Genomic DNA, 25,677 nt, shown 5'->3' on the forward strand with positions numbered 1-25,677 from the left:
TGAATTTCTGCCGATTATAAAGGAGGTCGATCCGCTATTATAAGATTACGGAACTTACAAAGTTATTTATCGAAAAATACAACGAAGAGATGGAAGATTACTTTGGAAAAATAGTAAGTTGTTAAAAAGACATGTCAAATTATTTGCAGATAATCGGAAATATTCCGATTATCTCACCAATTTAATACATTTACCTTATGAAAGAACTTCAACTAACCCTTTCCGAGCAAGATCAACTGGATGCATTACTGTTCAGCATGTCCAAATCACCCCAAATAATTAAAGCACGCAAAAAATCAAGATTCATGTTTATGCTGCTTATGCTGATACTATCCATTCCATTTTTCTATTATGAACGTCAACTGGCCATTCTGATTATCGTAGTCAGCATAATCGCCTTTCTGTTCTTTCCTAAATATCTCGGGATATACTACAAGCGCTATTTCACCAAATATGTCAAAAGCCCCGAATTCCAGAATAGAATCGGCATTCTACACACAATCAGCTTTGAAGATAATTATCTCCAGATCAAAAGCACACAAATGGAGTCCAAATATCAATATGACCAGTTTGAATATATCACTGAAACGGCCTTCGCTTTTTTTATCAAACTAAAAATGGCCGATCAACTGTTTTTTCCAAAACAGCAGATCGAAGATATCGCCGAATTTAAAGCTTTCTTGGCAGCGCTTAGCCAACGCCTTCATATCGCCTATCAAGAGGAACTGAACTGGAAATGGAAATAATGGTCGAAAGACCTTATGTCTATCCATACACTAAGCCAAAGCCCTGATATCCTTGATTTCCAATATATTTTTTACATCGTCCCGCTCTACAGCATGAATCATCGCCCGCCCCACCTCATGTAGGGACAACACAGCCGAAGGGGCAAAGAATTTTATAATCTTGGCAACAAATGAAAAAGGATTGGCATGTTTCTGTCCCGCAACGGTTGTCATTCCGCCCGGCCGGAAATTGTATTCCTTCTTAAACGGCAATTTCGCCAGATCATTTTCCGTCTTGCCCTTCACTCTTGCCCACATCACCTTCCCCTGCTCGGTACTATCCGTACTCCCCCCGGACACGTAGATAAAGCTGATTTCGGGATTGATCTTCAAAAGCGATTTTGCAAATGCCAATGTCGTATCATAGGTGATATAGCGGTATTTGTCCTCCTTCATGCCAACCGAACTGACACCTGCGCAATAAAAACAGGCATCATAGCCGCTGATCTCTGCTTCAACTTCGGAAAGATTCGTAAAATCTTTAACCAAAAGCTCCTTTAACTTTGGATGATGTATGTCAGCAGTACGACGCGATATGCTCAGTACCGCCTCTACCTTATCATTTTGAAGACATTCCAGTAAAACACCTTCTCCGACCATCCCTGTGGCCCCTGTTATTATAACTTTCATCGCAATTCAACTTATGTACCTAGCCCAAAAGGCTACAACTATTATTATTTATCCAGACAAATGGACATGGCATTATATCATGCGCAAGCGCTCTTCCTCCAGGTCAATTTGATAGAGCTGCGAACGGATGAGGTCCTCATCAATCTCCGACTCGCTATTCAATTTTTCCAGATATTCACGCTGCACATCCAACAATTCAATGAAAATCATTTTCGTACGCTCGTTCATCCACGAATCATCCGCAGCATTGACTTTTTCCTCCCAATGCTTCAAAATCCTTTCCATTGCCACCCGATTATGTTCTTCTTGCTCATATTTATCCTTGAGAAACTGATAGACATGCTGTTTTAAACCTTGCTTCATCTGCTGTTTGGCAACCTCTTCGGGCGTCTCGGCAAGCACGGCATCAAAAAGCTTCGTTCGCTTGATCAGATAGGGTAAGGTCAATCCCTGAACCAAAAGGGTAGAGAGAATGACAACAAAGGTGATAAATAGAATCAGATGCCGCTGTGGAATCACAGTACCGTTCATGACCAAAGGAATGGAAAGCGCCGCGGCCAGGGAAACTACTCCCCGCATCCCAGTCCAACCCAATAGAAGTGGCATAAAGAAACGTTGCTTTGAAGACCGCACCCTGGGTGCCACACTTGGACGGAAGATAAGTGTCGCAATCATCGCAGCATAGGCGCTGATCACGCGGGCAAGGATAAGGACTGCTGTCACCAACAGACCGTAACCGATAGCCTCCCGTAGTGAAGTTCCGTTCGCACGCAAACCTGCCACAATCTCAGGGAGATCAAGACCGATAATAAAAAACACTATGCCATTCAGGATAAACACAAAACTCTCCCAGACACTCAGCCCCCGCACACGACTGGTACTATTCAGAAATTTAAGCCGCTGGTTGGACATCAGGAGGCTTCCCGCAACGACAGCCAGCACCCCAGAACTGTGAAATTGCTCGGCAATCCAGTACATAAAATAGGGTTCGATCAAGGTCAGCGCAATATCCGAAGGGGCATCTGTCGGTAAGCGTTTATGTGCCTGAATAAAAAACCACCCCAACAGGACACCGATACCAACTCCACCGACCAACATCCAGATAAATGAAACCGCTGCTTCCTGCCATACAAACTGTCCCATACCCACGGCAATGAGGGCAAAACGAACAATAATCAAAGAGGAGGCATCGTTCAGCAGACTCTCTCCCTCAAGGATCGCAGAAGTAGATTTTGGAACTTTCACAAACTTCATAATGGCCCCGGTACTGACAGCATCCGGCGGAGAAACAATCCCTCCCAGTAAAAAGCCCATTGCGAGTGTGAAACCCGGAATATAATGACTGGCAACCACCGCAACGGAAAGTGCCGTAAAGAAAACCACCAAAAAGGCAAAACTTCCAATAATACGCCACCATTTCTTCATCTCCTTAAACGAAATCGACCAAGCAGCCTCACATAATAAGGGTGGAAGGAAAATCAGAAAAATAACATCCGGATCAATCGTAACAACGGGTAATGTTGGAATAAAGCTGACGATCAAGCCCGCCAAAACCAATAGAATGGGATAGGCTACCCGAAGTTTCGTCGCCAGCATTTCGAGCAACACGATGGCCGTGATCATGGCGATAAATAGCGGGAACAAGTTATGCATAGGCTGTCATAATTTACTGGTCTTGAGACACATCATTAACTCTTGTAAATATCTTAAATGGAAATTAAAAACCACTACTTCCCGCCATATTTTTTACTTTCTCATCTGTACCCTAATTTCTATATGATTCTGTACCTTAAATACAGCCTGTACCCTTCCTAAATTAGCAAAAAGATTTATTGCCATGTCAACTACAACACTTCAACCGTATTCCATCAGAGAGGTCAACCTCTCTGATCTATCCTTACTAAAAAAGGTACAGCATACTGTGAAAAACAAAAGTCTGTTGCACATGCCTTTCCTACTGCTTGCTCAAAATGAGTCAATAGCTGCCTTTTCCTTGGCTACCGTCTCTGAAGACAATAATCTTACTGTTGAAATTTGCTACGGTGCCGACGTTCCCGAAGAGCTATCAAACGTATTTAAGCACAGGGCACAAACTTATCTTGAACAACAACTATTGACCATGTTTGGTAGTGAAGAATCGTTAAAAAGGGGAATCCGTCATTTCTATGATTGGGTAAATCCAAACGGAAACAGTAAATTAGCATAAGCATGGAGCAGCAACAATTGTATAAAAAAATTGCAAACATCGTAGAGAACCAGATCAAAAATGGCTCTCTGGCCTACGGCGACCGTCTCCCCTCCGTTCGTAGTGCGCAAAAATTGTATAATGTGAGCTTAAATACGGCAAAGAGCGCGTATATGGAGCTTGAGAGCCGGTCGCTGATCGAATCACGCCCCAAATCTGGCTTTTTTGTCAGCCTGGCCGGACAGCGCCGGATGTCTATCCCTTCCATCTCAACGTTTAAGATTGATGAAAAGAAGCAAGATCCCGCGGCTTTGATTGATAAAGTTTTTCACTCGTTGGAGGATAAGGAAATTACGCGATTCTCTTTGGGACTGCCCAGCCCTTCTTTGCTCCCCATTCAGAAGCTCAATAAATGTATCCTGGAGACAGTACACGAACTGCACGATTACGGCGATCAGTATGGACAGGTGCAGGGTAGCCCGACTTTACGTAAAGAGATTGCCAAATGGTCGCTCGTACTGGAAGGAAAAATAAGCGACGATGACCTGATTATCACTTCGGGTGCCATGAATGCCATTTATAGCTGCCTCCGCGCAGTCACAAAGCCTGGAGATACCATTGCTGTGGAAAGCCCCCTCTATTTTGGTTTTATTCAGGCATTTCAGGTACTGGGGTTAAAAACCATTGAGATCCCGACACATCCGATTACGGGTATTGAACTGGACGCCCTGAAAAAAGTGATCCATAAAATCGATGTATGCTGTTTTGTTTCCAATTTCAGTAACCCCTTGGGTGCGCTGATGCCGGATGAACATAAAAAAGAGCTTGTCAAACTCCTGGCTTTCCATCATATTCCATTGATCGAAGATGACCTTTATGGGAATGTATATTTCGGCACCTCAAGACCTAAACCCTGTAAATACTTTGATGAAGAAGGCCTGGTCATGTGGTGCGGATCTGTTACCAAGGTATTGGCCCCAAGTTTCCGGATCGGATGGGTCGAACCCGGACAGTACAAAGACAGGATTCTCAAACAACGACTGGTCCAGACCATTTCACAGCCCGCTATATATCAGGAAGCGGTGGCCAAATTTCTGCAGATCGGAAGGTATGACCATCACCTCAATACCTTTAGAAAGAAGCTGTATAGCAATTATATCAACTTCAGAAACAGTATCGAGACCCATTTTCCTGAAAACACAAAGATGTCGCAACCCGAAGGTGGCTTTGTTCTCTGGCTGGAAATGGATCCAAAAATTGATTCAACGGTACTCTATGATTACGCGCTGAAACAAAAATTGAGCTTTGCCCCCGGCCGAATGTTTACCCAGCATGATCAGTTTAAAAACTGTATCCGGCTGAACTATGCCGTTGACTGGAATGAAAAAACAGCCCATGACCTGATGCGATTGGGACGTTTCTTTAAAGCCATTATCTAAGCTATTAATCCCAGTCTACCTCATCATCATCGCCCGGTAAAATAGGCGGCGGCAATTTATCGGATTTTTCTTCAGGAAATATGGTTTCCTTACCCTCACGGATCAGGATCGCATCGAAAACTTCACCGGTCATCAGGGTGCTATTATTGGACATGAATTCTTCGTTCCCATCAGGGCTCGTCAGCCAACACCTTACCGTGCCCAGACATAAAATGACGGCATCCTTACAGTCCCCCAATGTGAAAGTAATGCCACGGTCCACTTTGTGATCTTCTTTTCTTAGCTCCAAGGTTTTGCTCACATGGTAAAATATAGTATTGCGATCATCTAGTTGAATCACCACACAATATATTTTTATGTCAATTTTAGCTAGCCTTTCATGAATTAAATCAAATTTACGGAGACCCGCCAAAGGGAGCTGAACCTGAATTTGTTGCCGAGTCTCATCAAAATGTGCAACTGGGTGATTCATAAAGAAATTACTCCAGCTGACCCGCTTGGAGTACCGGAATCCCCTCAAGGGTAGTACTGATCCATATCCAAGCCGTAAGCTTCCGAGTCCGTGCTCACGGTCGTTGCGTACCGCCGCATAAAGCGCATTCTGTAACCTGAGGTAGGTCGTACGTTCACAGGCGGCTCGCAGCATAGGTTTTAAAATCTGATACAAACGACTGGCAAGATTACTGTTGTACGTAAAATCGAGGCCCGTTAACTTGCTGTTTTCACTTAGAACATAAGCTTCCCCTCGCTTTCGTTCTTTTTTACCCTTGCCGGAAGATTTCTTCATACTACTAAGTTAAATTGGTATACTTTAAAACTACAATAATCGTATGAATTAAACAACAGCTCCTTTAACAACACATAAAACAAAGACCACTTAGCGCAACAAAGTCCCTTCGACTCCCTTAAAGTCCCCTCAAGTCCGTTCAAACACCAATAACATTCGGGGACGTTCCGCACATGCTTCGCACCAGCTTCGGGGCCGCCTCGGGGCTGCTTCGACATTTGGTCGGGGCTGCTTCGGTAATTCATCGGCAACAAGGCAAACAAGAGTCGAAGAACGGTCAGACCAATCCCAACGCTGTCCCGAAGCAATAGCAATGGAATCCCGAAGAATCACCGAACAAGGTCCGAATAGCTATCGAACAAGAGACACTAGACCAACGCAAACGCCTTACCTATCCAGTACTGCATTTACTCGCAGATTGTATAAAGCGAAAAGTACTTTACGAGTGCTTCAACCGTACCTTATATATGGCTAAAGGCTGCTTTGTTCAAGCAACCTTTAGCCATATATTTTATCTTACGAAATGTGTATACCGCCTGCCCATCGGATGAGCGTAACGGATCCTAATTACTGAATTTTCTGAAAGAATTTTTTTGTCCTATAAAAAGCCAGTAGTCCGATGACACCGATCATCAACCATAGGAAATCAACAATAAATAAATCGCGTTGTCCATCCACAAAAGTCTTCCAAAGCCAATTACCTGTTACCAAACCATTGGCTATCGGGACAATAAATGCCAGGATACTTCCGACCAAAAGAGTTTCGCGATTTGTTCTTCTTATACTTCGACGAACGATGTAATATAGCGAAAGAACTAACCAAGCATAAAAATAGACCCGATAGATAAAATCCTGGTCTACTTTGGGACTAATCTTAATGGCAATAAATGTAATTGCCGTAACTGGGAGCATCGTCAGACAAATCGCCGTAAAGATATTAGCTGCCCAAAAGTTGAATTTACGTTTTCTTGGAATGACATTGTTTTTATCACGGGCAACCAACCAGATCAGAATTCCGGAAATAATAACCAGACAGCCCATTACACCAAGAATAAAATAGACGGTTTTGAGTGGGTATCCACCATAATCACCATAATGCAGGCGGTAGATAATACTTCTGACATAGTCTCCATAGCTTGTATCTGCTAATGGCGATTTCTCTTCAACAACTTTGTTATCCGCGACCTTCACCGTCAATATACCCGATCCTGCAAAGCTTCGGTTAAAATGTGGTTCGAGTTCCATGATAACATGCATATTCGAATCCGCAAAGTTTTTTACAACAATACGTTTAAACTCGCTTTCTGGCCATTTTTTCTTTGCTAGATCTAAGAAAGGTGCAATTTTCACACCCGCCAGCAAGGGTTTATAGCTATACGGATAATTATCATGGGCAGTTACGCCGATATCCTGATACATTTTTTGCTGTTCTCCATTGTACAGTAATTTGCTGAAAGGGAGAAGCAAAACAGCGTTGACAATCAGAAATGTTCCCGTAACGGCAAAAATAAACTGAAAAGGAAACCCGATCACTCCCAGGGCAGTGTGCATATCCGTCCACACGGTCTTCCACTTACTAAATGGTCTAAAAACAAAAAAGTTCGAAACCAGCTTATCCCAGTGCAACAACAAACCTGTTATCAATGCGAACAAGAAGATAAAAGCTGTAATACCGGCAACGAGATATCCAAAAGGCGCGATGCCCACACTGATAGGCACCTGATTGAGCTGTGCCAAAAAGTGCAGGCGGAATAAAAACTCGCCCATATCATAATTCTGTGTATAGTCACCTGCTGTTTTATTAGCAAAATTATACATGAAATTCTTCGAATCATCATCGCCCCCTCTACGTTTCCGGCCTTTCTTCTTTTCCGCCTTCTGTTCAGGTGTTATCTTCGACAAATTTTCCTTGTTTAGGACCGTATCGTTTGATGCCGTGTAACCAATATAGGCAGAAGTCCCCTCCCGGTGCATATAGAAGTTGATATCACGTCCATGGAGGTTGGTTTCCCCCTGTAGCGAATCCAGCAGCTTGTCAAAGCTTTGATAATTTTCCTGGTAGGTTTTGTATGACGCGTTATTTTGCCAGGCCGCGATTTCGTTTCTAAAAAAGGCAAATGAACCTGCAAAAAATATCACATACAGCAGTGCACAGATGATAATACCACTGATGGTATGGGTATTAAAATAGATGTTATAATTTCTGTTGTTCATGACTGATTACATCTTTAACAAATAAGGCAACGAAAAAACCGAAGCCAAGAGTAAATAAATTCCCCATATTTTCCATCCGCTTTTGGAGAGAAAGGCCAGGAGCATCAGTACTGCCCAAAGGAGATAACCGGTGAATCCGGCAGTCATAACAACATCCTTTTTCTCAAAAACAGTTGTCAGCAACACATGAAAGGAAAGCATAACAACGTACCCACCGATGAATCCGGCTGTTATCTTCAGAAATCGCTGAAAAGGTGAACTCAGGTATTTTTTATTTGCAGGCATAACAGCAATCAATTAAGAGATCAAAAATTCAATACATAGACTGACAGCATACAGTCCGAGGACATGGTAGGCTGTTAAATAACGATACGGATTCAATAAGACCACTAGGCTCATCATGCACATGACATAGGCAAAAAAAGCAAAGAATCCGGCCCCGAATCCCTGTACATAAAGGATGACTACAAATGGTAACAGTAGCAACCCAATCCTCAAGATACGCACAGACTGAGTCTGTGCGCAAAGCTTTTTCAACCACTCCGGTCTATGCTGAAACTTCACTTTCTTACTGCTGTTGTAAAAGAGGTAGGCTCCTATAAGTATGGTTATTAAAAGTGTGCTATACATCGCATAAATGATTTATATAGAAATCGCTTAATTAAAATTTGTAGGTTATTCCTAAACGGAAATTACGTCTTGCTTCTACGATGTAGCTATAATAGTTAACACTTTCCGGAATTTTAGCATTTTTCGCGGTTGTTGATCCGGCAGTCATTAGCTTACGGTTGTCAAGCAGGTTGTTGATCATCAAGGAAATATTATATCGGTTTCGTTGATAGCTTATACCCGCATCTGTACGTAGGTAATTTTTAAAATTGCTTACTTTGGTTGCCGATCCGATCGCACGGCCAAACATCCCCTGCATCCCACCCATTAGGCCTACACCTTTCAACGGCCCTTGTTGCAAACGATAGGATATCCATGCATTAGCGGTGTGCTTCGCCGTATTAGGCGTAATATTACCTATTTTCTCGGTTTTTGAATCCTCTGATATCTTTGAATCCGTTAGTGCATAATTTGCATTGACATTTAATCCTTTGACAATTTCCCCGGTAATATCAAACTCTATTCCTTTGGTCGTTGTCTCACCCAGCTGCATCAAGAAGAAACCACCATTCGGGTTCGGATGGTCAAAATCATCAACTGGCGCATTCTTTCTTTTAATTTGATAAGCGCTCAATGTAGAAATCCACTTTCCTCCTCCCCATTCTTTCTTCAACCCTGCCTCTAAATTATTTCCACGAACAGGTTTCAGTGCATTTCCTTGCCAATCTAGCCCCGAGACAGGCACAAAGGACTGGTCAAACAAAGCATATACGCTCATGGATGGATCTATTAAATAATTTACACCCACTCTTGGACTCCATACCTTGTCCTTTGCAGGATCTGCATTTGTTTTAGAGACAACATTGGACGAAGTGTAACGTAGACCTAATGATAGTTTCAGTCGATCGTCGAGAAATGCCATCTCATCGTGTACATAGAAAGATACATAAGACGAACTGGTTACATAGTCTTGACTTTTCGCTCTTTCCTTAATATTTAAAGTGCGGTCAACCTCTGGAAAGACAGATTCCGGAATACCGTAAACGGGATTATAAACATTGAGTGGATCTGAAGGAATTGAATCCAATAGAGAGCTAAAATCTCCCCAGAATTTCTTATTGCCATAATCCACACCGGCTAAAATCCGATGTCTAATACCACCAGTTCGTTCTTCACCATTAAAAGAGAGCTGCCCAAATTTATTCTCGCCATGCTCGTCTGCGGTGCTATAGTATCGTGGCATATCCCCATTGGCTGTCATATAATTCAACCAGGTGCTGGTCGCTTTCATATCAAAATTGAAATAAGCAGCTTGGGCATGGAATTTCCACTTTTGGCTAAGTTTTCGATCAAAATAGAGATAGGCACTATGATCCCTCAGCTTGCCCGGTTCCATACCCGGATCACCATAGAAAAAGTCATTGGCAATCCCCGGATCAGCAAAACCCTTTGGTGAAAAGGTATAATTTCCATTGCTTAAGTAAGAAGATCCCTGAAAGGTATATTCAGCTGTGACTGCAGTCAGCGAATCGATATTATAGGTCAATACCGGAGCGATGACAAGACGATTGCTATTATTGTATTTGGTAAAGAACTTTTTTTTCTGGCCCGCTACATTCAGGCGGTAAAGCAACTTATTGCTTTTGGTAATCCGACCGTCCAAATCCACGGCTCCACGGTACAGATCAAAACTTCCGGTATTGAGTGTAACCGAACCTTTGGTATGGCCTGTGGGTTTCTTAGTGACCACATTGTAGAAACCTCCCGGTTCACCACTGGCCAACATAAAACCGGCCGGTCCTTTGACAAACTCGATACGCTCGATCATGGATGCATCCTCCGCTGTAGGACCCCAGGATGCTTCGATATTCATACCATTACGGAAGGCTGGGATCTTGGATCCGCGCATACGGATATTGGCATACTGATTATCCCAATGCCCCTGACGTGTTGCTCCACTGATATTACGGGTGATACCATCAACAATGTCAAAAACCTGCTGATCCGCCATCAGATCCGAAGAAATGACCTGAATATTTTGTGGCAGTTCCAAAATCGGCGTTTTGAGACGCAAAGATCCAGATATGCTGTCGAATTTATAGTTTTGATAGTATTTCCCGTAAACGGCAACTTCATCGATGGACTCCGATTGGTCACTGAGCTTGATCTCGCCCAAATGATTATTCTGATCTGTTAAAATTGCCTTTAAATTATGCTTGTTGTAACCAAATGCTTTGATTTCAATCGAATAGGTATTCGGTGTAAGTTTATAAAATACAAAGCGCCCCTCAGCGTCTGTACTGGTGGTCACCCCTGTAGGCGATAGTTTAATTGTTGCGCCAGAAATAGGTTCGGATTTTTCATTTACAAGGGTCCCTTCAATCTTCAAGTTGCTCTGGGCCTGAGCCATCGAAAAAATTGAACTGATCATCGGAATCGCCAAAAAAGATAAAGTTTTATTCATTTGTGTTTCAATAGTAGATATGTAATAAAGGATGGATTCATTTAAATGTGGGATTTAGAATGAATCCATCCAAGTTGTAGGTATCAACGATTTATTTTACTTCAAAAAATGTTGTGCTTCCCTGCCAAGACGAAGCGTAAGGCTTCCCGCCGTGCTCACCGGCTTTTTCAACAAAAGTACTTGCTTCAAGCACATAGGCTCCTGACCATAGCGCATCGAATGTTACCACACCATTGACATCGGCTACAAATTCTTTTCCCCAACCTGTGGATGAAAAAACAGATACTTTGGCATGGGGAACGACTTTTCCTTCGCTGGTAACCTTCGCCTGCAGACTGGCACCTTTTTTTGCATTGGCTGAGTTCTGTAGCTCAACCTGAAGCGGATTTTTTATCGCGCTATAGTCCAATTTGCCTGATTTGCCAACGACAACGGGTACTAATGACGAAAACTCATATTTCGTCTGCCCACCCAGGTCTTTTGGGGCCTTTACGACAGATAAAAAGTAGGTTCCTTGTTCGGCCGGTTGGAATGAACCGCTAAAATGATCTCCTTTATTGGTCAGTTGTACCTGCACAGGTGCCTTTCCGGGCGCATGCAATAACAGGGTAAAATCCTTCACGTCCGAATACCATTTTTCAATGAGATCTCTTTCATTGGTTACATATTCACCATAATAGACCTTGATTTCATGGGATTGGTTAACTGCACCATAGGGCGCTGATTCTATCCAAAGTGCGTGCGCATAGCTGCTGTTACAGTAAAACAATACTGCAAGAAATGTAAAAAGCGAAACTAAAATTTTCATAATATGTTGATTGATGCGTATAGTTCTGCAACTTATCAGGAAAGCTTCTACTCGTCAAAAACGAGCGTCAAACGAATAAAATCATTAAAATTCGCTATCTTGCAAGTCCTTCCATGTCCTTTATCGGAAGCAACTGAAGCAGTTAACTGCTCCGGCCACCTATAGACAGTTGCCGCTGTCTGTAGATTTTTGCCATGTAATAGATTGCCGTCTATTACATGGTATTTGCTCCGCTATCAATCTGACCATAGCTTTAAAACTATTTAGACTGATTAAAAACAGAGCAAATATAAAAGGAATTCTTTGGATATCAAGGATATTTTACATTTTTCGCAGATTGTACTGGATTTCCCTTCCGAGGTATCGCCGGCCCGGCCCATTGAAACCACAAAAAAGCAACACATCGTGTCCTGCGCTTGTCATTCAGCCTTACTGACAGATGACAGGTCCATTTATACAAATCGGTATTGGAAGAAGAGCAGCCTGGGTTTTGTCTAATGCCCGGCATTGGGGAGGCTAAGAAAGGGCGCCCTCCACACTGTTGATATGGGCAATATCAAATAATTCTGTTTCCTGATAGCGCGTGGCCACATGAAGCTTGATATGCTCACAATGAGGCTCGAATGTTGCATGAACAAGGTCAACCGTATTATTTTCACCAGAGAGGTGTGTTAAAATTAAATGTTTGAGGCGATCTGTCCTATATTGGTTGAACAGTTCGACGGCAACGCGATTGGAGAGGTGCCCCCATCCGCTGCTGATTCTATTTTTCAAAAAATAGGAATATCGCCCGGTACGAAGCATATCCTCATCATAATTGGACTCCAACAGGAGGATATCTGAATGCTGAATCACTTGCTGTACGTTTTCGCAGGGTCTTCCAATATCCGTCAATACACCAATATTATGAACACCATCCGAAACAAGGAAACTACAGGGTTCTTTTGCATCATGGTATTTGGGAATTCCATAAATCTTGAGGCCACCGATTTCAACTTCTTCATTTGGCGCGATGATATGAACCAGATGGGAAGGTAAATGCAGGCGAGATCCGTCATAACTCCCTCTTGTGATATACACGGGTAAATTGTACTTTTTAGCGAAAACAGATAATCCGCGAATATGATCTGAATGCTCGTGTGTGATGAAAATTGCCTTGATCTGGGTAGGAATAATACCCAGATTATACATCCGGAGGTGAATATGCTTGCTGTTGATACCGGCATCTATCAAGATGGCCGAATCATCTTTGGCTATATAGTAACAGTTTCCATTACTACCGGAGGCTATCGCACAGTATTTCATTCGCGTATACTAATTTATGAGGGTATTTTTGTTCACTGCGTCAAAGATACGAAAAACAAAAACACGCAGTAAGACCTTAACATTCCGGCAAACTCAATGGAATATTGACTGCCAGGCCTCCGTCTGCCGTTTCTTTATATTTGGCATTCATATCCAATGCTGTTTCCCACATGGTTTTAACAACGGTATCCAAGCTTACTTTGGCCTTATCAGGATTGGATTGCAGCGCTAGCTGAGCCGCAGTAATGGCTTTTATCGCTCCCATCGTATTCCGCTCGATACAGGGGATCTGTACCAGCCCGCCGATCGGATCGCAGGTCAATCCGAGGTGGTGCTCCATCGCAATTTCTGCCGCCATCAGTACCTGACGTTGTGATCCACCCAATACCTCGGTTAAAGCACCGGCGGCCATGGCTGAGGATACGCCAATCTCTGCTTGACAGCCACCCATGGCCGCCGAAATTGTCGCATTCTTTTTAAAGATGGATCCGATCTCCGAAGCGGTTAGAATAAACTGAACGATTTTATTTTCCCGCATGCCGTCATGGAAGGTAATAAAATACTGCAAAACGGCCGGTATAACTCCTGAAGCACCATTGGTAGGCGCTGTAACGACACGGCCGAAAGAGGCATTTTCTTCATTGACGGCGAGGGCAAAACAACTCACCCAATCCAGGATATATTGAAAATTCTGTCCGCCTTCACGAATCGCCATCACCCATGACTCATAATCCTGATAGCTCCGCCCCTGCATCAATTTTTTATTTAGTTTCGCTGCCCGGCGCTCTACGTTCAAGCCTCCCGGTAACGTACCTCCAGTGTGACAGCCCCGGTAGATACATTCATAGATCGTCTTATAAATATTCAGTACACCAGCAACTGTTTCATTTTCCTCACGCCAAGCGCATTCATTTTCTAGAACGAGTTCCGATATTTTAAGCCCTGTTTTCATCGTCCAGTGCAGCAGTTCCTGTGCAGTATCTACCGGAAAGGGAAGATCTACTTCGGACAGAACACTCTCGGTATCATTTTCCTGAACGACAAAACCGCCCCCTATGGAATAATAGGTCTCGGTAATGGCCTTACCACCTGACAGAAAGGCCTGAAATGTAACGGCATTCGGATGGAAGGGCAGACTCTCGGTGTACAGGAAAAGGAGATCCTCCTGATAGGAGAACGGAACGGTACGTTTACCGGCCACTTCCAGCTGGCCTACGCTTTTGATATGGGCCACCTTTGGTGTCACATGGTCAACATCGAAGGTAACGGGGTCGTCTCCGCTCAAGCCAAGCAGAACAGCAATATCCGTACCGTGGCCAGCACCGGTTTTGGCCAAAGATCCATAAAGCAAAATCTTGACCTGCTCCACCTCATTCAATACACCTTTTGCCTGCAGGACATGGGTAAATTGTTGGGCGGCACGCCAAGGCCCCAGGGTATGCGAACTGGATGGCCCGATACCAATCTTAAACATATCAAAAACGGATATTTGTTCTTTGCTCATAATCTCAATTGTTGCGGTTAGCTCGTTTTTCATAGCTTTTGTGAAAACCGCATCTAAATTAGCACAAATAACCGTACAATGTCACCTGTATTTACATTATTATCATTTTGAAAACCAAGCTGACATTCTTTTAACAAGTATCCAACAAACATCTTACATTTTTTAGCGAAAAAGTAAGAAATGCTTCCCTATCTTTGTTGGCTACAATTTATAGCATGACGGGAAAAACATATTTATATTCTTTTTTTGCCTTTTTTATCTGTTTATTTTCGATCAGAACATATTCCCAACAGCTACCTAAACGGGAGTTTCGTGGTGTATGGGTAGCTACCATCGGTAACATAGACTGGCCTTCTGTCAAGGCCAGTAACAATGTAGCATTGCAAAAGCAGGAATTTATCGACCTGCTTGACCAGCATCGAAGCGCTGGCTTAAATGCCATCATCCTGCAGGTACGGCCTGCGGCAGACGCCTTCTATGCAAAAAGCAGGGAACCCTGGAGCCGCTATTTAACCGGAAAACAAGGGCAGGCGCCGACCCCGTTCTATGACCCTTTACAATTTGCAATTGAGGAAGCACACAAAAGAGGAATGGAATTACATGCCTGGTTCAATCCTTATCGTGCTTCGACAACATTGAATCCTGCACACTTCTCCGATGACCATATTACCAAACGTCATCCCGAATGGTTCTTTACCTATGCTGGAAAAAAGCTTTTCAATCCGGGGCTACCGGTTGTCCGCAGATATATTATTGATGTCATCATGGACGTTGTTAAAAATTACGATGTTGATGGTATCCATTTTGACGACTATTTTTATCCTTATCCGGACAGTCGCAATACATCCGTACCGGATCAGCTGACTTTCGCCCAATACAATAATGGGATTGAAAATATTGAAGACTGGCGACGCAATAATGTGAACATGCTTGTGCGCGACCTTGGTATTGCGATCAAAAAAATAAAGCCTTATGTTAAATATGGCATCAGCCCATGCGGTGTATGGGACAATAAGGAAAACAATAGCATCGGTTCGGAAACCCGTGGTTTAAGTGCTTATCGCGAACTTTATGCGGACGGTGTAAAATGGATGCAGGAAGGCTGGATCGATTACATCAATCCGCAGATCTACTTTCCTTTTAAAAATCGTGCCGCGGCTTATGAAATATTGGTGTCCTGGTGGCAACGGCATACCTATGGGCGGCATTTTTATGTCGGGCACGGTGCTTACAGGGTAACGGAAAATAAGATCGGGTGGACAGACAAAAGCCAGATTCCGAGACAGGTACGTCACCTGCGCGAAGAACATGATGTCGAAGGAAGTATATATTTCAGTTCCAAATCACTCACCGACAACCTGGTCGGACTGCAAGATTCCATGCGTAATGACCTTTACCGTACTCCTGCTCTACCACCGACAATGCCCTGGTTGGATAGCATTCCGCCAAATGCCCCTTTTGGCTTGCTGGTAAAATCGTCCGGCAATGGGAAAATGAACACGCTCTTTTGGCAGAAACCGGATGCGGCGAGCGATGGTGAATCTGCCTATGGTTATGTTGTTTATCGCTTTGCAGTAGATGAACGCGTCAATATCAAGGATCCCGGAAAAATCATTTTTATCACTTACGATGCCGATAAACTTCAGTATACAGACAATGACATCAAACAACATCAACAGTACAAGTATGTCGTCACAGCAATAGACCGGATGAAAAATGAGAGCCGCCCTTCGGATAGCAGGGAGGCAAATGAAGATACGTAGGGACAGGTCGAGCGATGCATTGAACAGAAGAGGAGTAAAAGAGGAACCCTCCCGAATTGCACAGCTGTTGTTGGCTCAGCGATTCAGGAGGGTTCTTTTATTTTAGTATGATTTTAAAGCAATGCTATTTGCCCTGTCCGTATTTGAATTTTTTGTTGATGGTAACGGGCAGTTTTCCTTTCGGGGTATTCTGTCCCAACAGTGTTTCGGCAGCAGCCTTCTGCATAAAAGCATCATTTTGGTAAGCCAATAAAATTGTCTTTGCTTTCTTCGAAGCTTCAACACCATCTAAGGCATATACGTTTGTAAATAGCGTCAAAATGGATTTTTTCGCAAACTTCTTCATCAGGTCCTGCACATTTTCATTCAACTGTATGGTAGGGCGCGGACGTAGTCGCGTATCGTGTACTGCGATAATGAATTGTTTGTTTTTCTTGATCTCTTTTACAAGACGTTTCTTATCATCTTTACTCAAGCTGTCCGGTACAAAATATTGCGTTTCGTTTGTCAGCGCAGCTGCAAGTTGATCTTGGAATGTTTGATTGGTAGAAATACCGATATTGATAATTGCTGTAGGCAGTTCTTTTTTAAAGGATTTCAATTTCTCTGTCGAGTTGAGCGCCGTAATGGCAGCCCTTGAAAGTTCGTCAATCAATTGTACCGCAGATGCACGGTGCAAATCGGCATACAGATTCTGTTGTGGGGTAGCCCGATATTTATCCAATCCCAACCATAGTTTGGCAGCCAACACCCTTTTCACGCGCGCATCAATATCCGCCTGTGAGATACGGCCTTCTTCGATCGCCTTAAGAATAAGATCAATGGCCCGTTTACTATTTTCGGAAACCTCAAGGAGGTCATGTCCGGCAATGATGGCCTGTACATCCGCCTCACCGTTCGGAAAGAATTTTTTGACACCTTTCATATCCATGGCATCAGTGACGGTCAAGCCTTTAAAGCCCAGTTCGTTCCGTAATAAGTCGGTGACGACTTTTTTAGAAATGGAAGATGGCATATTTGGTGTGTCATCCAGGATCGGGATATTCATATGCGCAACCATAACGGCCGGAGCACCTGCTTTAATAAGTTCTTTGAAAGGATACAGTTCCAGCGTATCCAATCTCTTTTTATCAAAAGGAAGCTGGGGAAGGTCATAGTGTGAATCGACATCGGTATCACCATGTCCTGGGAAGTGTTTGATGGAAGCCAATATACCACCATCCACCATACCGTCCATATATGCTTTTGCTTTTTGGGCGACATTATATTTATTATCGCCGAAAGAGCGAATCCCGATGACCGGATTTTTAGGATTGTTATTGATGTCCACATCCGGAGCAAAATTAAAATGCATACCGATGCGGTGAAAGTCCTGTGCAACCTCCCGTCCCATGCGGTAGATCAATTGATTGTCCTGCACGGCACCAAGCGTCATCTGGTAAGGGAAAGATAAGGTAGAATCCGGCATCCGCATACCCAGCCCCCATTCGCCATCAAAAGTCATCATCAAGGGCACTTTAGAAAGGGATTGGTAGCGATTGAACATGTCCACATGACGTACGGGACCACCCTGAAAAACAACAAGCCCCCCCAAATGTTCGTCCTGAATAACCTGTGCCACGGAATCAATATATTTTTGGCCAAGATTGGTATGTGCCCGCACGAGGAACAACTGCGCTACTTTCTCCTTTGGCGTCAGTGTATTAAATACCGCATCCACCCAATCGTGCTGGGAATTGATGTATTTTACAAAATCTTTCTTGTCCTGTGCTTTCGTAATGGAGAGCGCACCGGCCAATGCCAATAGGCCCAGACTGAATTTTTTGAACATAAATTAGTTTCTATAATGTCTTAAATAGATCACTAATAACGCTATTATTTTGGATAATATGAAATTGTTTTTGCAACAATTTTATATAAACACGCATAAAGATGCATTTCACTCGCAACAATGGAAATTAATAATGTTCGCTTTATTCTAATATTGATGGTTCATCGGAACGCACATGTGGTGCTGGGTTTCAGTTACTCCATACTGAATACTAAATCAAATTATACTTTTTCTCCAGAAAAAGCGTCAGTTCCATCACATTTTCCAATTCACCGATTGCTTCCTTTTTCCACAGCTTATCGATTATCAACAAGAGAAATTGAGTTTCAAGGTCTGGATTTTCATAGTTCAGATCTTGAAAGGCACGATGAATAATAGGTTGCACTGGTTTCATGAACTGTTCGTGCTGCTGTTTGGAAAAGGGATGGTGCGACAGGCGCTCCTGTAACTTCCAGAATAGGGGTTCGGCGGTAACCAATTTATTGGGTAGATTGATCATTGTCCGAAGGAACTCTTTAGGTTCACGGTAAGTCATCATTCCACGGTGATGCGTGAGGACTTTACGGTAGCCTGATTTAATCAAATAAACCAACAGCGCGTCCTTATTACCAAAATGTTTGAATATCAAAGCCTCGGAAACCCCAGCGTTCTGCGCTATTGTTTTGGTAGAGGTATTGGTATAGCCTTGTTCTGAAAAAAGCAGCAACGCTTCTTTCATAATACGCTCTTTTCTACTCAAAACACTCTCTTTCATATACTATGTCGTTCAGTTGATCTTTAATTCTACTGCAAATATATCTAATCTTTCCGTTCAGTTAGGATTATTGTAACTAAAATGATAGTAATTCGTATCAAATAGTCGCATAAATTTGACAAATAAAAATTTACGACCAATAACAGCGCATTAAAAAGACGCAGACATCCTCAACCAATGAAAATCAAGACCTGGATCATTGTTATCCTTTCGCTTAGCTTACCGCTGTTAAAGACGAATGTGCTTGCCCAGCAGTATATATCCGGTAAACTCACGGACAACAACAATTCCAAACCTATTTCAGGTGCCAGCGTTACCATCATCGCACTAAAGGATTCCAGCAAACTACAGACACCTACAGATATTTTGGGCAAGTTTATCAGCACAGCTCTTCCCGATGGGGATTATCTCGTGTCGGTACAGCCAATGGGCTATTCGGCAGACATCCGAAAAATTAAATTAACGGGCAAAACCGTAGACATCAATTTTAAGCTCAACGGCTCGGAGATCATACTGGACGAAATCAGCATCTCGCCGACGAGCATACAGGTACGGGGCGATACACTGGAGTTTGATGCCAAAAAATATGTTACTCCTGATTTTGCAGATGCCGACGAGCTGGTAAAACAGATACCGGGTGTAGAAATTGATGAAGACGGTAATGTCAAGGCGCAGGGAGAAGCCGTAAACAAGATTATAATTGATGGCCGTGAATTCTTCAGTACTGATCCAAAAGTTGCGCTAAAAAACTTACCTGCCGATGTCATTGCCAAAGTTCAGCTCATTGATGACAAGACCGAGCAGGCGAAATTCAGCGGATTTGACGACGGCAAACGGATGAAAGTGATCAATATTGTGACCAAGCCGGACAAAAGGAAATCCTACTTTGGCAAGATCAGCGGCGGAGCCGGTCCGGACAATAAATACGCGGTGAATACTCAAGTCACCAAAATGAATCCAAAGCGTCAGTACTCCATAGATATCAACACCAATAACGTCAACCAACCCAATGGCTTTGCACCCCGTGGCAATACGCGCGGCCGTACCGGACAGGGGGTTACAACACGGTTCAATGCCGGATTTAATTATCTCGACCGCTTTTTGGCAGACCGGATGGATTTCAATGCCAATTACACCTACAACTATACGGACAATAATACGGTCAGCCAAAGCAAAACAGAATATACCGCAGGCAACAGAGCCAATCAAATCAACAGTCAACAGCAGTTCGGCAGTACCTATACAAACAATCATGCCCTTTCCCTGCGTGCAAACTGGAAAATAGATTCTATCCAAAAGTTGGATATACAGCCTAATTTCTCCTACCAGAACAACGATAGGCGTGGTGGTTCCATCGGCAATACACTGTTAAATTTGCAGGACACGCTTAATAGATCAAATCGCAACAATAAAAGCTTCGGTGAGAACTTTAACTGGGGCGGTGACCTGACTTATATGCGTAGACTGAACAAACCCGGCCGTACGGTCAGCGTCAATTTCAATGGTTCTTTCAGCACAAACAAAAGCCATGCTGCCAATTATGCCCTTAACTCCTATTATCGGGATGGCCTGCCTCAGCGTATTGATACCGTTGATAACCGAAATTATTCAAATGGCGACAACAATGGCTTTCGTACAAAAATTGCCTATACCGAAAGGCTGAATAAATACGCACGTTTGCAGGGAAATTATACTTTCCGGAATACCGCACGATATTCTGACCGAAAAACCTACGAATTCCTTGCGGAAACCGAACAGTTAGGGGAATTAAAAAACCGCCTGTCAAATGAATTCCGTAATGACTTTGTATACCACAGTGCCGGGCTTTCTTATTTATTCAATAAAAAAGATAGCATACGGTTTCAAATTGGAATGGACTATCAGACAGCAAATCAAGTAAACGACAAACTATTTCCGAACATATTGAAAACAAAGAGCTATTTTAACAGCCTGTTGCCCAACTTAAATTTCCAGTACAATTTCGACAAAGAAACCCGTATAGAGGTACGCTATAACGCCAAAACCAATACACCGGCTATTGAACAGCTGCAAGATTTTATTGATAACCAAAATCCACTGCGTATCAGTTCGGGCAACCCTAACCTGAAGCAGGAATATGACCATAACTTGGTCATGCAGTTTAGATCTGTCAACAAAGCTTCCGGTAGAAGCTTTACATCAGATTTTACGGCAGATTTTATTCAGAATAAGATTTCAACAACCATCTTTACGACAGATTCAGCATTTGCCATCGCTGAGGATATCATACTCGGACCGGGAGGCCAGTATAGCAGACCTGAAAACTTTGACGGAGTATACAACCTGAAGTGGCATAATAGTTTCGGCTATCGTATTGAACCATTAAAACTGAATATCAACCTCAACAACAATGTATATTTCAATCAGAATTATACATTGTTAAATCTGCAGAAGGTAAATGCAAAAACATATGGGATAAATCAACGTGTCGGGGTGAATACGGCTTTCAGCAAAGATGTCATCATTGGACTGGATTACAACGGAAATTTATCCTATTCAAAAAACTCCGCAACGGAGAAATCCAACTATTCCGTTTATAAACACACCATCGGCAACTCCATTGCATTGACATTGTTGAAAAGCTGGACCTTAAATTCGACTTTCAATTACCTATACAATGGCAGCATCCTCAACGCACCGAGCACCACAAGTTTGCTGTGGAATGTTTCTGTCGGCAAGAAATTATTCAAAAGGAGAAATGCTGAGATCAATCTGACTGTTTTTGATATTTTCAACGATAATAAAAACATCAATCAACAGGTCAATGACCTTTGGGTACGCGTATCAGCGTCCAATGCCATTACCCGTTATGCAATCTTAAGCTTTACGTATCATATAAGGGGTATGGGCGGAAAGGCAAACCGGGAACGAAAGGATTAAAAATCTCCACGTGGAACACTATTTTCAATCCACTGTCAGCATATATCCGACACCACGGACATTGGTAATTTTGATTCTTGGGTCCTGGCTTAAATATTTTCGGATACGGCTAATAAACACGTCCAGGCTACGCCCCGTGAAGTACTTATCATGGCTCCAATAAGCCCGCATAATCTCTTCTCTGGGGATCACCTTATCTTTTTGTTCGTACAGCTTACGGAGGAGTTCACTTTCACGAAATGACAGTTTCAGCGCTTCTCCCTGATAGATCAGCTGGTGTTTCAGGCTGTCCAGCATATAATCCCCGATCATTAGTTTTTGTCCAAACAGCATCTTCGGACTATTCTTTAACAACGACTCTATTCGGACGATCAACTCCTCTATTTTAAAAGGTTTTTTGACATAATCATCGCCCCCGAGACGAAATCCCCGTACCACATCTTCGGTCTGTACTTTGGCTGTCAAGAAGATAATGGGAAGCAAAGTGTCCATTTCCCGGATTTTTGTGGCCAAGGTAAAGCCATCCATAACAGGCATCATTACATCGACCACCATAATATCTGGTCTAGCATTATTAAAAGAAGCTAACGCCTCATCGCCATTACTGCAATGTACGACCCGGAAACCATTCGCTTCCAAACTGTCCGCCACAATCATGGCTAGGCTCGGTTCATCTTCTACGTATAAAATATCAATCATAATTCTATCGTTCAATATTTTTTTTGCTATGCTATCGTCCTATCGAAGATAGCATAGTTTATGCTAATATGGTAATCGGATCGTAAAAGTGCTTCCCTTCCCCAATTCACTTTCAACACTGATCTTACCTTCGTGACGCTTCACCACCTGTTTGACGTAAGCAAGTCCCAAACCAAAGCCTTTCACGTCATGTAAATTACCTGCAGGCACCCTGAAAAACATATCGAAAATCTGCTGATGGTATTCGTGAGCAATGCCCTTACCGTTATCCGTGATACGGATCTGTACATGTTCCTTAGTACCTTTGATGTCCACCTTGACTTTTACGTGTTGTCCGGCATATTTAATGGCATTTTCCAATAAATTATTGACGACATTTTTCAGATGAGACTCATCCCCCCGGATCAGGATTGACTTCGGATCGGTAAACAGTTCTACTTCGACCGCTTTGGTTTTATTGAGCTGTGCCACTTCAATAACACTTTCCACCATGGCGACAAGGTCAAAATCAGACCGTTGCAAGACAATCCCTCTTGATGCATCGATGTCCATCTGCAGTACTTTTTCAATCATACCGGAAAGATGCTCAAGTTCCCTTTTTGAAATATCCAGGTAGCGGTCCATCTTCTCTTTATCCTCACGCACACCATATAGCTGTATTGCTTCAACCGCTGCCATCACCGTCGATACCGGGGTTTTCAGTTCATGAGTCATATTGTCCACAAAGTTTTTTCGCAGCTCGGCCATTTTATTCTGGTTAAGGATGGTTTTCATCAGGTAAAAAAAGGTCCCCAACAAAAGCCCGATCAGCAGCAACGAAATCAATAATTGCCAGCTCAAGCTATACAGCAGGTATTTCCAATCTTCCTGAAATTTGATCACGAGGAATTCACTTTTTAGGGGATTGACCATCATCGGTCTCGTCCAGGCTAAGTTTTTTTCCCGGTATTCACGACGTACATCCTTTACCTGTTCGCGCGGGATAGTGACGATGCTCAATTCGTAGGGTACTGAAATGCCCTTATTGCTGAGCGATTCCCTGAATTTGTTGTCTATCAGGTCCAGATTGGATTTGCTCATCTCAAAATCACGGAACAAAAAGGGAGGAATAATGGCATTCTGGTTATCCCGATCTTTGCCATATAGCTTTATCTTTCGATCCGGATCATTACGAAAAGTATGTTCTTTTCTTGGCTGACGGCTGCGTATTTTTTGTAGTACCTGATCAAGTTGTGCTTCGGGTATCAAGGGTAGAAATTCACTTTTCACATCGTTGAGCAGGCGATCTCTTTCGTTGTCAGGGCCATCAAGCCGCTGATTCCCATTTTCCGCCTGATACACTTCCTGTACAGCGTTGAAGAGTGAACGTTCGGCAGTGGACAGAAAAAGATCACGGCGGTTAGTATAACTTCCATAAAGCCAGATCCCCAGTACAATGGTAATACCCGTACCTATTAAAACGATCAAGCTGATCAGCAATTTAAATCTACTACCCATAATGAAAACAAATTTAAATTACTAGATTTGCAATCGCTGTGGTAATTAACCATATTTAACAAAATATAACACTGATTAACAGTAAGCATTGATTACTTTTGCACTATTCAAAAATTAATATGATCAAAAACTTTAAGAGACGTAGTATACAATTTTTACTTCCACTTTTTGCGCTGGCAGTTGCTGTCGGTTGTAATAAAGACATTTCACTTTCTTTGGATAATTCGAGAGATGAAACGATTGGCGTAGTACCGATTGATACGGTTTCAGCCAAAGTTTCTACTTATCAATTGGACAATATTCCAACATCTGCAACAGGAACGATGTTAGTAGGAAAAAATAGCAATGCGATCTCTGGAAGTGTAAAGTCAACATCTTATCTACGTCTGGGAATTGGCACCGTGAACAGTGCAAGTATACCTGATGACGCAGTGTTGGATTCGGTAAGCTTAGTTGTTCCACTCAACAAATACTATTACGGTGATACGACCCAAACTCAAAAAATTTCGGTCCACCGCGTGTCTGAAGAAATTACCCAAACACAGATTGACCTGACAAAACCTGCTGATGAACGCCCTGTATTTGTCACTTCAGCAGCAATATTCAGTAAACAAAAATTTGCTTTTGACAACGCTTCGTTAGCGGAACTTTCATTCAAGCCCCATGTTAAATCTATTGACTCTTTACATTTTAGATTTAACAATACGATCAGCAATGAACTGTTTACGATGATCAAAAACAACGACAACAGAATTCAGAGTAACACAAGCTTTCAGGAATATTTCAAAGGTTTGGCACTTGTGCCTGATAATAACAATAGCACACTTATTGGCTTTAAAGACACGGTCTATTTACAAGTCCACTATTCTTTTTTAAACAATGAAGGGACAAAGTCCAGTGGGAAACAATACTTTTCAATTGACAATAAAGCCTTCCAATATAATCAGATTGAGACAGATCGTTCACAGACCAAATTTGCGCCGTTAACACTGGCAAATCCACAACTTTCAAGTCAGCAGACCGATGGCTATACATTTTTAGAGGGCTCTACGGGTGTTGTAGCAAAGTTGGAATTTCCTACGTTATTAGAACTAGTAAATAATCCTTCGGTGTCAATAAATAAGGCTGAACTGGTCATCGAAGTAGAAAATGCTGCAGCGACAAATTTCGCACAGCCTAGTAGCCTCATCTTAATGGTGGCCAGTAATAATGGGAATCCCGTCAGTCTGGTAACCACACCATATGGAACTGAAACTCAACAAGTACCTTTACAACGGGGTGATGATTTCGGGTCGAATGGAAAATATACCTTCAATTTAATTGAATATTTGACAAAAATTAAAACTACAGCATATAAAAACACTTCATTATATCTATCTTTACCAACATCGGGGTTGTTTTCAACAGGAGACAGATTAATTTTGGCAAGAGATAATGAGAATGATCCAAAAATTAAATTAAACATCCTTTATACTAAATTTTAA

At 42.6% G+C, this 25,677-nt stretch carries 20 protein-coding genes; 6 read left to right on the forward strand and 14 right to left on the reverse strand.

The features are described 5' to 3' along the window. Positions 1-197: 197 nt before the first annotated feature. Positions 198-746: a YcxB family protein gene (locus ABTV71_RS26935; RefSeq protein WP_433901683.1), complete on the forward strand. Its 549-nt coding sequence runs from the start codon at positions 198-200 to the stop codon at positions 744-746. Positions 747-776: 30 nt separating this feature from the next. Here the strand turns inward: ABTV71_RS26935 and ABTV71_RS26940 are convergent, their stop codons facing one another. Together ABTV71_RS26940 and ABTV71_RS26945 are read right to left on the reverse strand one after the other, a co-directional pair. Then, the gene (locus tag ABTV71_RS26940) at positions 777-1,415 is read right to left on the reverse strand and encodes an NAD-dependent epimerase/dehydratase family protein (RefSeq protein WP_433901684.1); all 639 of its coding nucleotides are present in this window, start codon (positions 1,413-1,415) and stop codon (positions 777-779) included. 72 nt (positions 1,416-1,487) lie between these two features. Beyond that, on the reverse strand, positions 1,488-3,068 hold the full coding sequence (locus ABTV71_RS26945) for a Na+/H+ antiporter (protein ID WP_121120896.1): 1,581 nt from the start codon (positions 3,066-3,068) through the stop codon (positions 1,488-1,490). Between the two features lie 184 nt (positions 3,069-3,252). Here ABTV71_RS26945 and ABTV71_RS26950 point away from each other — a divergent pair, with 184 nt between their 5' ends. Together ABTV71_RS26950 and ABTV71_RS26955 are read left to right on the forward strand one after the other, a co-directional pair. Then, positions 3,253-3,621 (forward strand): hypothetical protein, encoded by a 369-nt coding sequence (locus ABTV71_RS26950; RefSeq protein WP_433901685.1) that lies wholly within the window; start codon positions 3,253-3,255, stop codon positions 3,619-3,621. Positions 3,622-3,623: 2 nt separating this feature from the next. Then, complete coding sequence (locus ABTV71_RS26955; protein WP_121120900.1) at positions 3,624-5,039, forward strand: PLP-dependent aminotransferase family protein; 1,416 nt, start codon at positions 3,624-3,626, stop codon at positions 5,037-5,039. A 4-nt stretch (positions 5,040-5,043) separates the two neighbouring features. On the opposite strand, the gene ABTV71_RS26960 is transcribed toward ABTV71_RS26955, so the two are convergent. The 8 genes from ABTV71_RS26960 to ABTV71_RS26995 all read right to left on the reverse strand — a co-directional run bounded on the left by ABTV71_RS26960 (position 5,044) and on the right by ABTV71_RS26995 (position 14,730). Next, positions 5,044-5,826: a hypothetical protein gene (locus tag ABTV71_RS26960; protein WP_121120901.1), complete on the reverse strand. Its 783-nt coding sequence runs from the start codon at positions 5,824-5,826 to the stop codon at positions 5,044-5,046. Positions 5,827-6,393: 567 nt separating this feature from the next. Next, positions 6,394-8,040 (reverse strand): PepSY-associated TM helix domain-containing protein, encoded by a 1,647-nt coding sequence (locus tag ABTV71_RS26965; RefSeq protein WP_433901686.1) that lies wholly within the window; start codon positions 8,038-8,040, stop codon positions 6,394-6,396. A gap of 6 nt (positions 8,041-8,046) precedes the next feature. Further along, positions 8,047-8,325, reverse strand: a complete 279-nt coding sequence (locus ABTV71_RS26970; RefSeq protein WP_121120905.1) for a hypothetical protein — start codon at positions 8,323-8,325, stop codon at positions 8,047-8,049. Between the two features lie 12 nt (positions 8,326-8,337). Further along, positions 8,338-8,670: a hypothetical protein gene (locus tag ABTV71_RS26975; protein ID WP_433901687.1), complete on the reverse strand. Its 333-nt coding sequence runs from the start codon at positions 8,668-8,670 to the stop codon at positions 8,338-8,340. 31 nt (positions 8,671-8,701) lie between these two features. After that, entirely contained in the window at positions 8,702-11,113 is a 2,412-nt protein-coding gene (locus ABTV71_RS26980) for a TonB-dependent siderophore receptor (protein WP_433901688.1), read from the reverse strand. Between the two features lie 91 nt (positions 11,114-11,204). Next, positions 11,205-11,921 (reverse strand): DUF4198 domain-containing protein, encoded by a 717-nt coding sequence (locus tag ABTV71_RS26985; protein ID WP_433901689.1) that lies wholly within the window; start codon positions 11,919-11,921, stop codon positions 11,205-11,207. Positions 11,922-12,437: 516 nt separating this feature from the next. After that, the gene (locus tag ABTV71_RS26990) at positions 12,438-13,226 is read right to left on the reverse strand and encodes an MBL fold metallo-hydrolase (RefSeq protein ID WP_121120913.1); all 789 of its coding nucleotides are present in this window, start codon (positions 13,224-13,226) and stop codon (positions 12,438-12,440) included. Between the two features lie 76 nt (positions 13,227-13,302). Beyond that, positions 13,303-14,730: an L-serine ammonia-lyase gene (locus tag ABTV71_RS26995; protein ID WP_433903730.1), complete on the reverse strand. Its 1,428-nt coding sequence runs from the start codon at positions 14,728-14,730 to the stop codon at positions 13,303-13,305. A 215-nt stretch (positions 14,731-14,945) separates the two neighbouring features. On the opposite strand from ABTV71_RS26995, the gene ABTV71_RS27000 reads away from it, so the two are divergent. Then, positions 14,946-16,493: a glycoside hydrolase family 10 protein gene (locus ABTV71_RS27000; RefSeq protein WP_433901690.1), complete on the forward strand. Its 1,548-nt coding sequence runs from the start codon at positions 14,946-14,948 to the stop codon at positions 16,491-16,493. A gap of 124 nt (positions 16,494-16,617) precedes the next feature. Here the strand turns inward: ABTV71_RS27000 and ABTV71_RS27005 are convergent, their stop codons facing one another. Together ABTV71_RS27005 and ABTV71_RS27010 are read right to left on the reverse strand one after the other, a co-directional pair. Next, positions 16,618-18,324, reverse strand: coding sequence for a glycoside hydrolase family 3 N-terminal domain-containing protein (locus tag ABTV71_RS27005; RefSeq protein WP_433901691.1), 1,707 nt, complete (start codon positions 18,322-18,324; stop codon positions 16,618-16,620). Positions 18,325-18,535: 211 nt separating this feature from the next. After that, positions 18,536-19,078: a TetR/AcrR family transcriptional regulator gene (locus ABTV71_RS27010; protein WP_121120919.1), complete on the reverse strand. Its 543-nt coding sequence runs from the start codon at positions 19,076-19,078 to the stop codon at positions 18,536-18,538. 177 nt (positions 19,079-19,255) lie between these two features. On the opposite strand from ABTV71_RS27010, the gene ABTV71_RS27015 reads away from it, so the two are divergent. Then, positions 19,256-21,997 (forward strand): outer membrane beta-barrel protein, encoded by a 2,742-nt coding sequence (locus ABTV71_RS27015; protein WP_433901692.1) that lies wholly within the window; start codon positions 19,256-19,258, stop codon positions 21,995-21,997. 24 nt (positions 21,998-22,021) lie between these two features. On the opposite strand, the gene ABTV71_RS27020 is transcribed toward ABTV71_RS27015, so the two are convergent. Continuing rightward, the gene (locus ABTV71_RS27020) at positions 22,022-22,696 is read right to left on the reverse strand and encodes a response regulator transcription factor (RefSeq protein WP_121120923.1); all 675 of its coding nucleotides are present in this window, start codon (positions 22,694-22,696) and stop codon (positions 22,022-22,024) included. A gap of 63 nt (positions 22,697-22,759) precedes the next feature. Then, a complete protein-coding gene (locus ABTV71_RS27025; protein ID WP_433901693.1) occupies positions 22,760-24,193 on the reverse strand; it encodes a sensor histidine kinase in 1,434 nt (477 codons plus the stop codon). Positions 24,194-24,312: 119 nt separating this feature from the next. On the opposite strand from ABTV71_RS27025, the gene ABTV71_RS27030 reads away from it, so the two are divergent. Next, positions 24,313-25,677, forward strand: coding sequence for a DUF4270 family protein (locus tag ABTV71_RS27030; protein WP_433901694.1), 1,365 nt, complete (start codon positions 24,313-24,315; stop codon positions 25,675-25,677).

It is taken from the genome of Sphingobacterium puteale (assembly GCF_050986225.1).
In the GTDB taxonomy this organism is placed as follows: Bacteria; Bacteroidota; Bacteroidia; order Sphingobacteriales; family Sphingobacteriaceae; genus Sphingobacterium; species Sphingobacterium puteale.

Excerpts from the sequence above, each read along its gene's own strand:
- ABTV71_RS26935 (WP_433901683.1), top strand. The coding sequence starts at position 198 with ATGAAAGAACTTCAACTAACCCTTTCCGAGCAAGATCAACTGGATGCA.
- ABTV71_RS26940 (WP_433901684.1), bottom strand. The coding sequence starts at position 1,415 with ATGAAAGTTATAATAACAGGGGCCACAGGGATGGTCGGAGAAGGTGTT.
- ABTV71_RS26945 (WP_121120896.1), bottom strand. The coding sequence starts at position 3,068 with ATGCATAACTTGTTCCCGCTATTTATCGCCATGATCACGGCCATCGTG.
- ABTV71_RS26950 (WP_433901685.1), top strand. The coding sequence starts at position 3,253 with ATGTCAACTACAACACTTCAACCGTATTCCATCAGAGAGGTCAACCTC.
- ABTV71_RS26955 (WP_121120900.1), top strand. The coding sequence starts at position 3,624 with ATGGAGCAGCAACAATTGTATAAAAAAATTGCAAACATCGTAGAGAAC.
- ABTV71_RS26960 (WP_121120901.1), bottom strand. The coding sequence starts at position 5,826 with ATGAAGAAATCTTCCGGCAAGGGTAAAAAAGAACGAAAGCGAGGGGAA.
- ABTV71_RS26965 (WP_433901686.1), bottom strand. The coding sequence starts at position 8,040 with ATGAACAACAGAAATTATAACATCTATTTTAATACCCATACCATCAGT.
- ABTV71_RS26970 (WP_121120905.1), bottom strand. The coding sequence starts at position 8,325 with ATGCCTGCAAATAAAAAATACCTGAGTTCACCTTTTCAGCGATTTCTG.
- ABTV71_RS26975 (WP_433901687.1), bottom strand. The coding sequence starts at position 8,670 with ATGTATAGCACACTTTTAATAACCATACTTATAGGAGCCTACCTCTTT.
- ABTV71_RS26980 (WP_433901688.1), bottom strand. The coding sequence starts at position 11,113 with ATGAATAAAACTTTATCTTTTTTGGCGATTCCGATGATCAGTTCAATT.
- ABTV71_RS26985 (WP_433901689.1), bottom strand. The coding sequence starts at position 11,921 with ATGAAAATTTTAGTTTCGCTTTTTACATTTCTTGCAGTATTGTTTTAC.
- ABTV71_RS26990 (WP_121120913.1), bottom strand. The coding sequence starts at position 13,226 with ATGAAATACTGTGCGATAGCCTCCGGTAGTAATGGAAACTGTTACTAT.
- ABTV71_RS26995 (WP_433903730.1), bottom strand. The coding sequence starts at position 14,730 with ATGAGCAAAGAACAAATATCCGTTTTTGATATGTTTAAGATTGGTATC.
- ABTV71_RS27000 (WP_433901690.1), top strand. The coding sequence starts at position 14,946 with ATGACGGGAAAAACATATTTATATTCTTTTTTTGCCTTTTTTATCTGT.
- ABTV71_RS27005 (WP_433901691.1), bottom strand. The coding sequence starts at position 18,324 with ATGTTCAAAAAATTCAGTCTGGGCCTATTGGCATTGGCCGGTGCGCTC.
- ABTV71_RS27010 (WP_121120919.1), bottom strand. The coding sequence starts at position 19,078 with ATGAAAGAGAGTGTTTTGAGTAGAAAAGAGCGTATTATGAAAGAAGCG.
- ABTV71_RS27015 (WP_433901692.1), top strand. The coding sequence starts at position 19,256 with ATGAAAATCAAGACCTGGATCATTGTTATCCTTTCGCTTAGCTTACCG.
- ABTV71_RS27020 (WP_121120923.1), bottom strand. The coding sequence starts at position 22,696 with ATGATTGATATTTTATACGTAGAAGATGAACCGAGCCTAGCCATGATT.
- ABTV71_RS27025 (WP_433901693.1), bottom strand. The coding sequence starts at position 24,193 with ATGGGTAGTAGATTTAAATTGCTGATCAGCTTGATCGTTTTAATAGGT.
- ABTV71_RS27030 (WP_433901694.1), top strand. The coding sequence starts at position 24,313 with ATGATCAAAAACTTTAAGAGACGTAGTATACAATTTTTACTTCCACTT.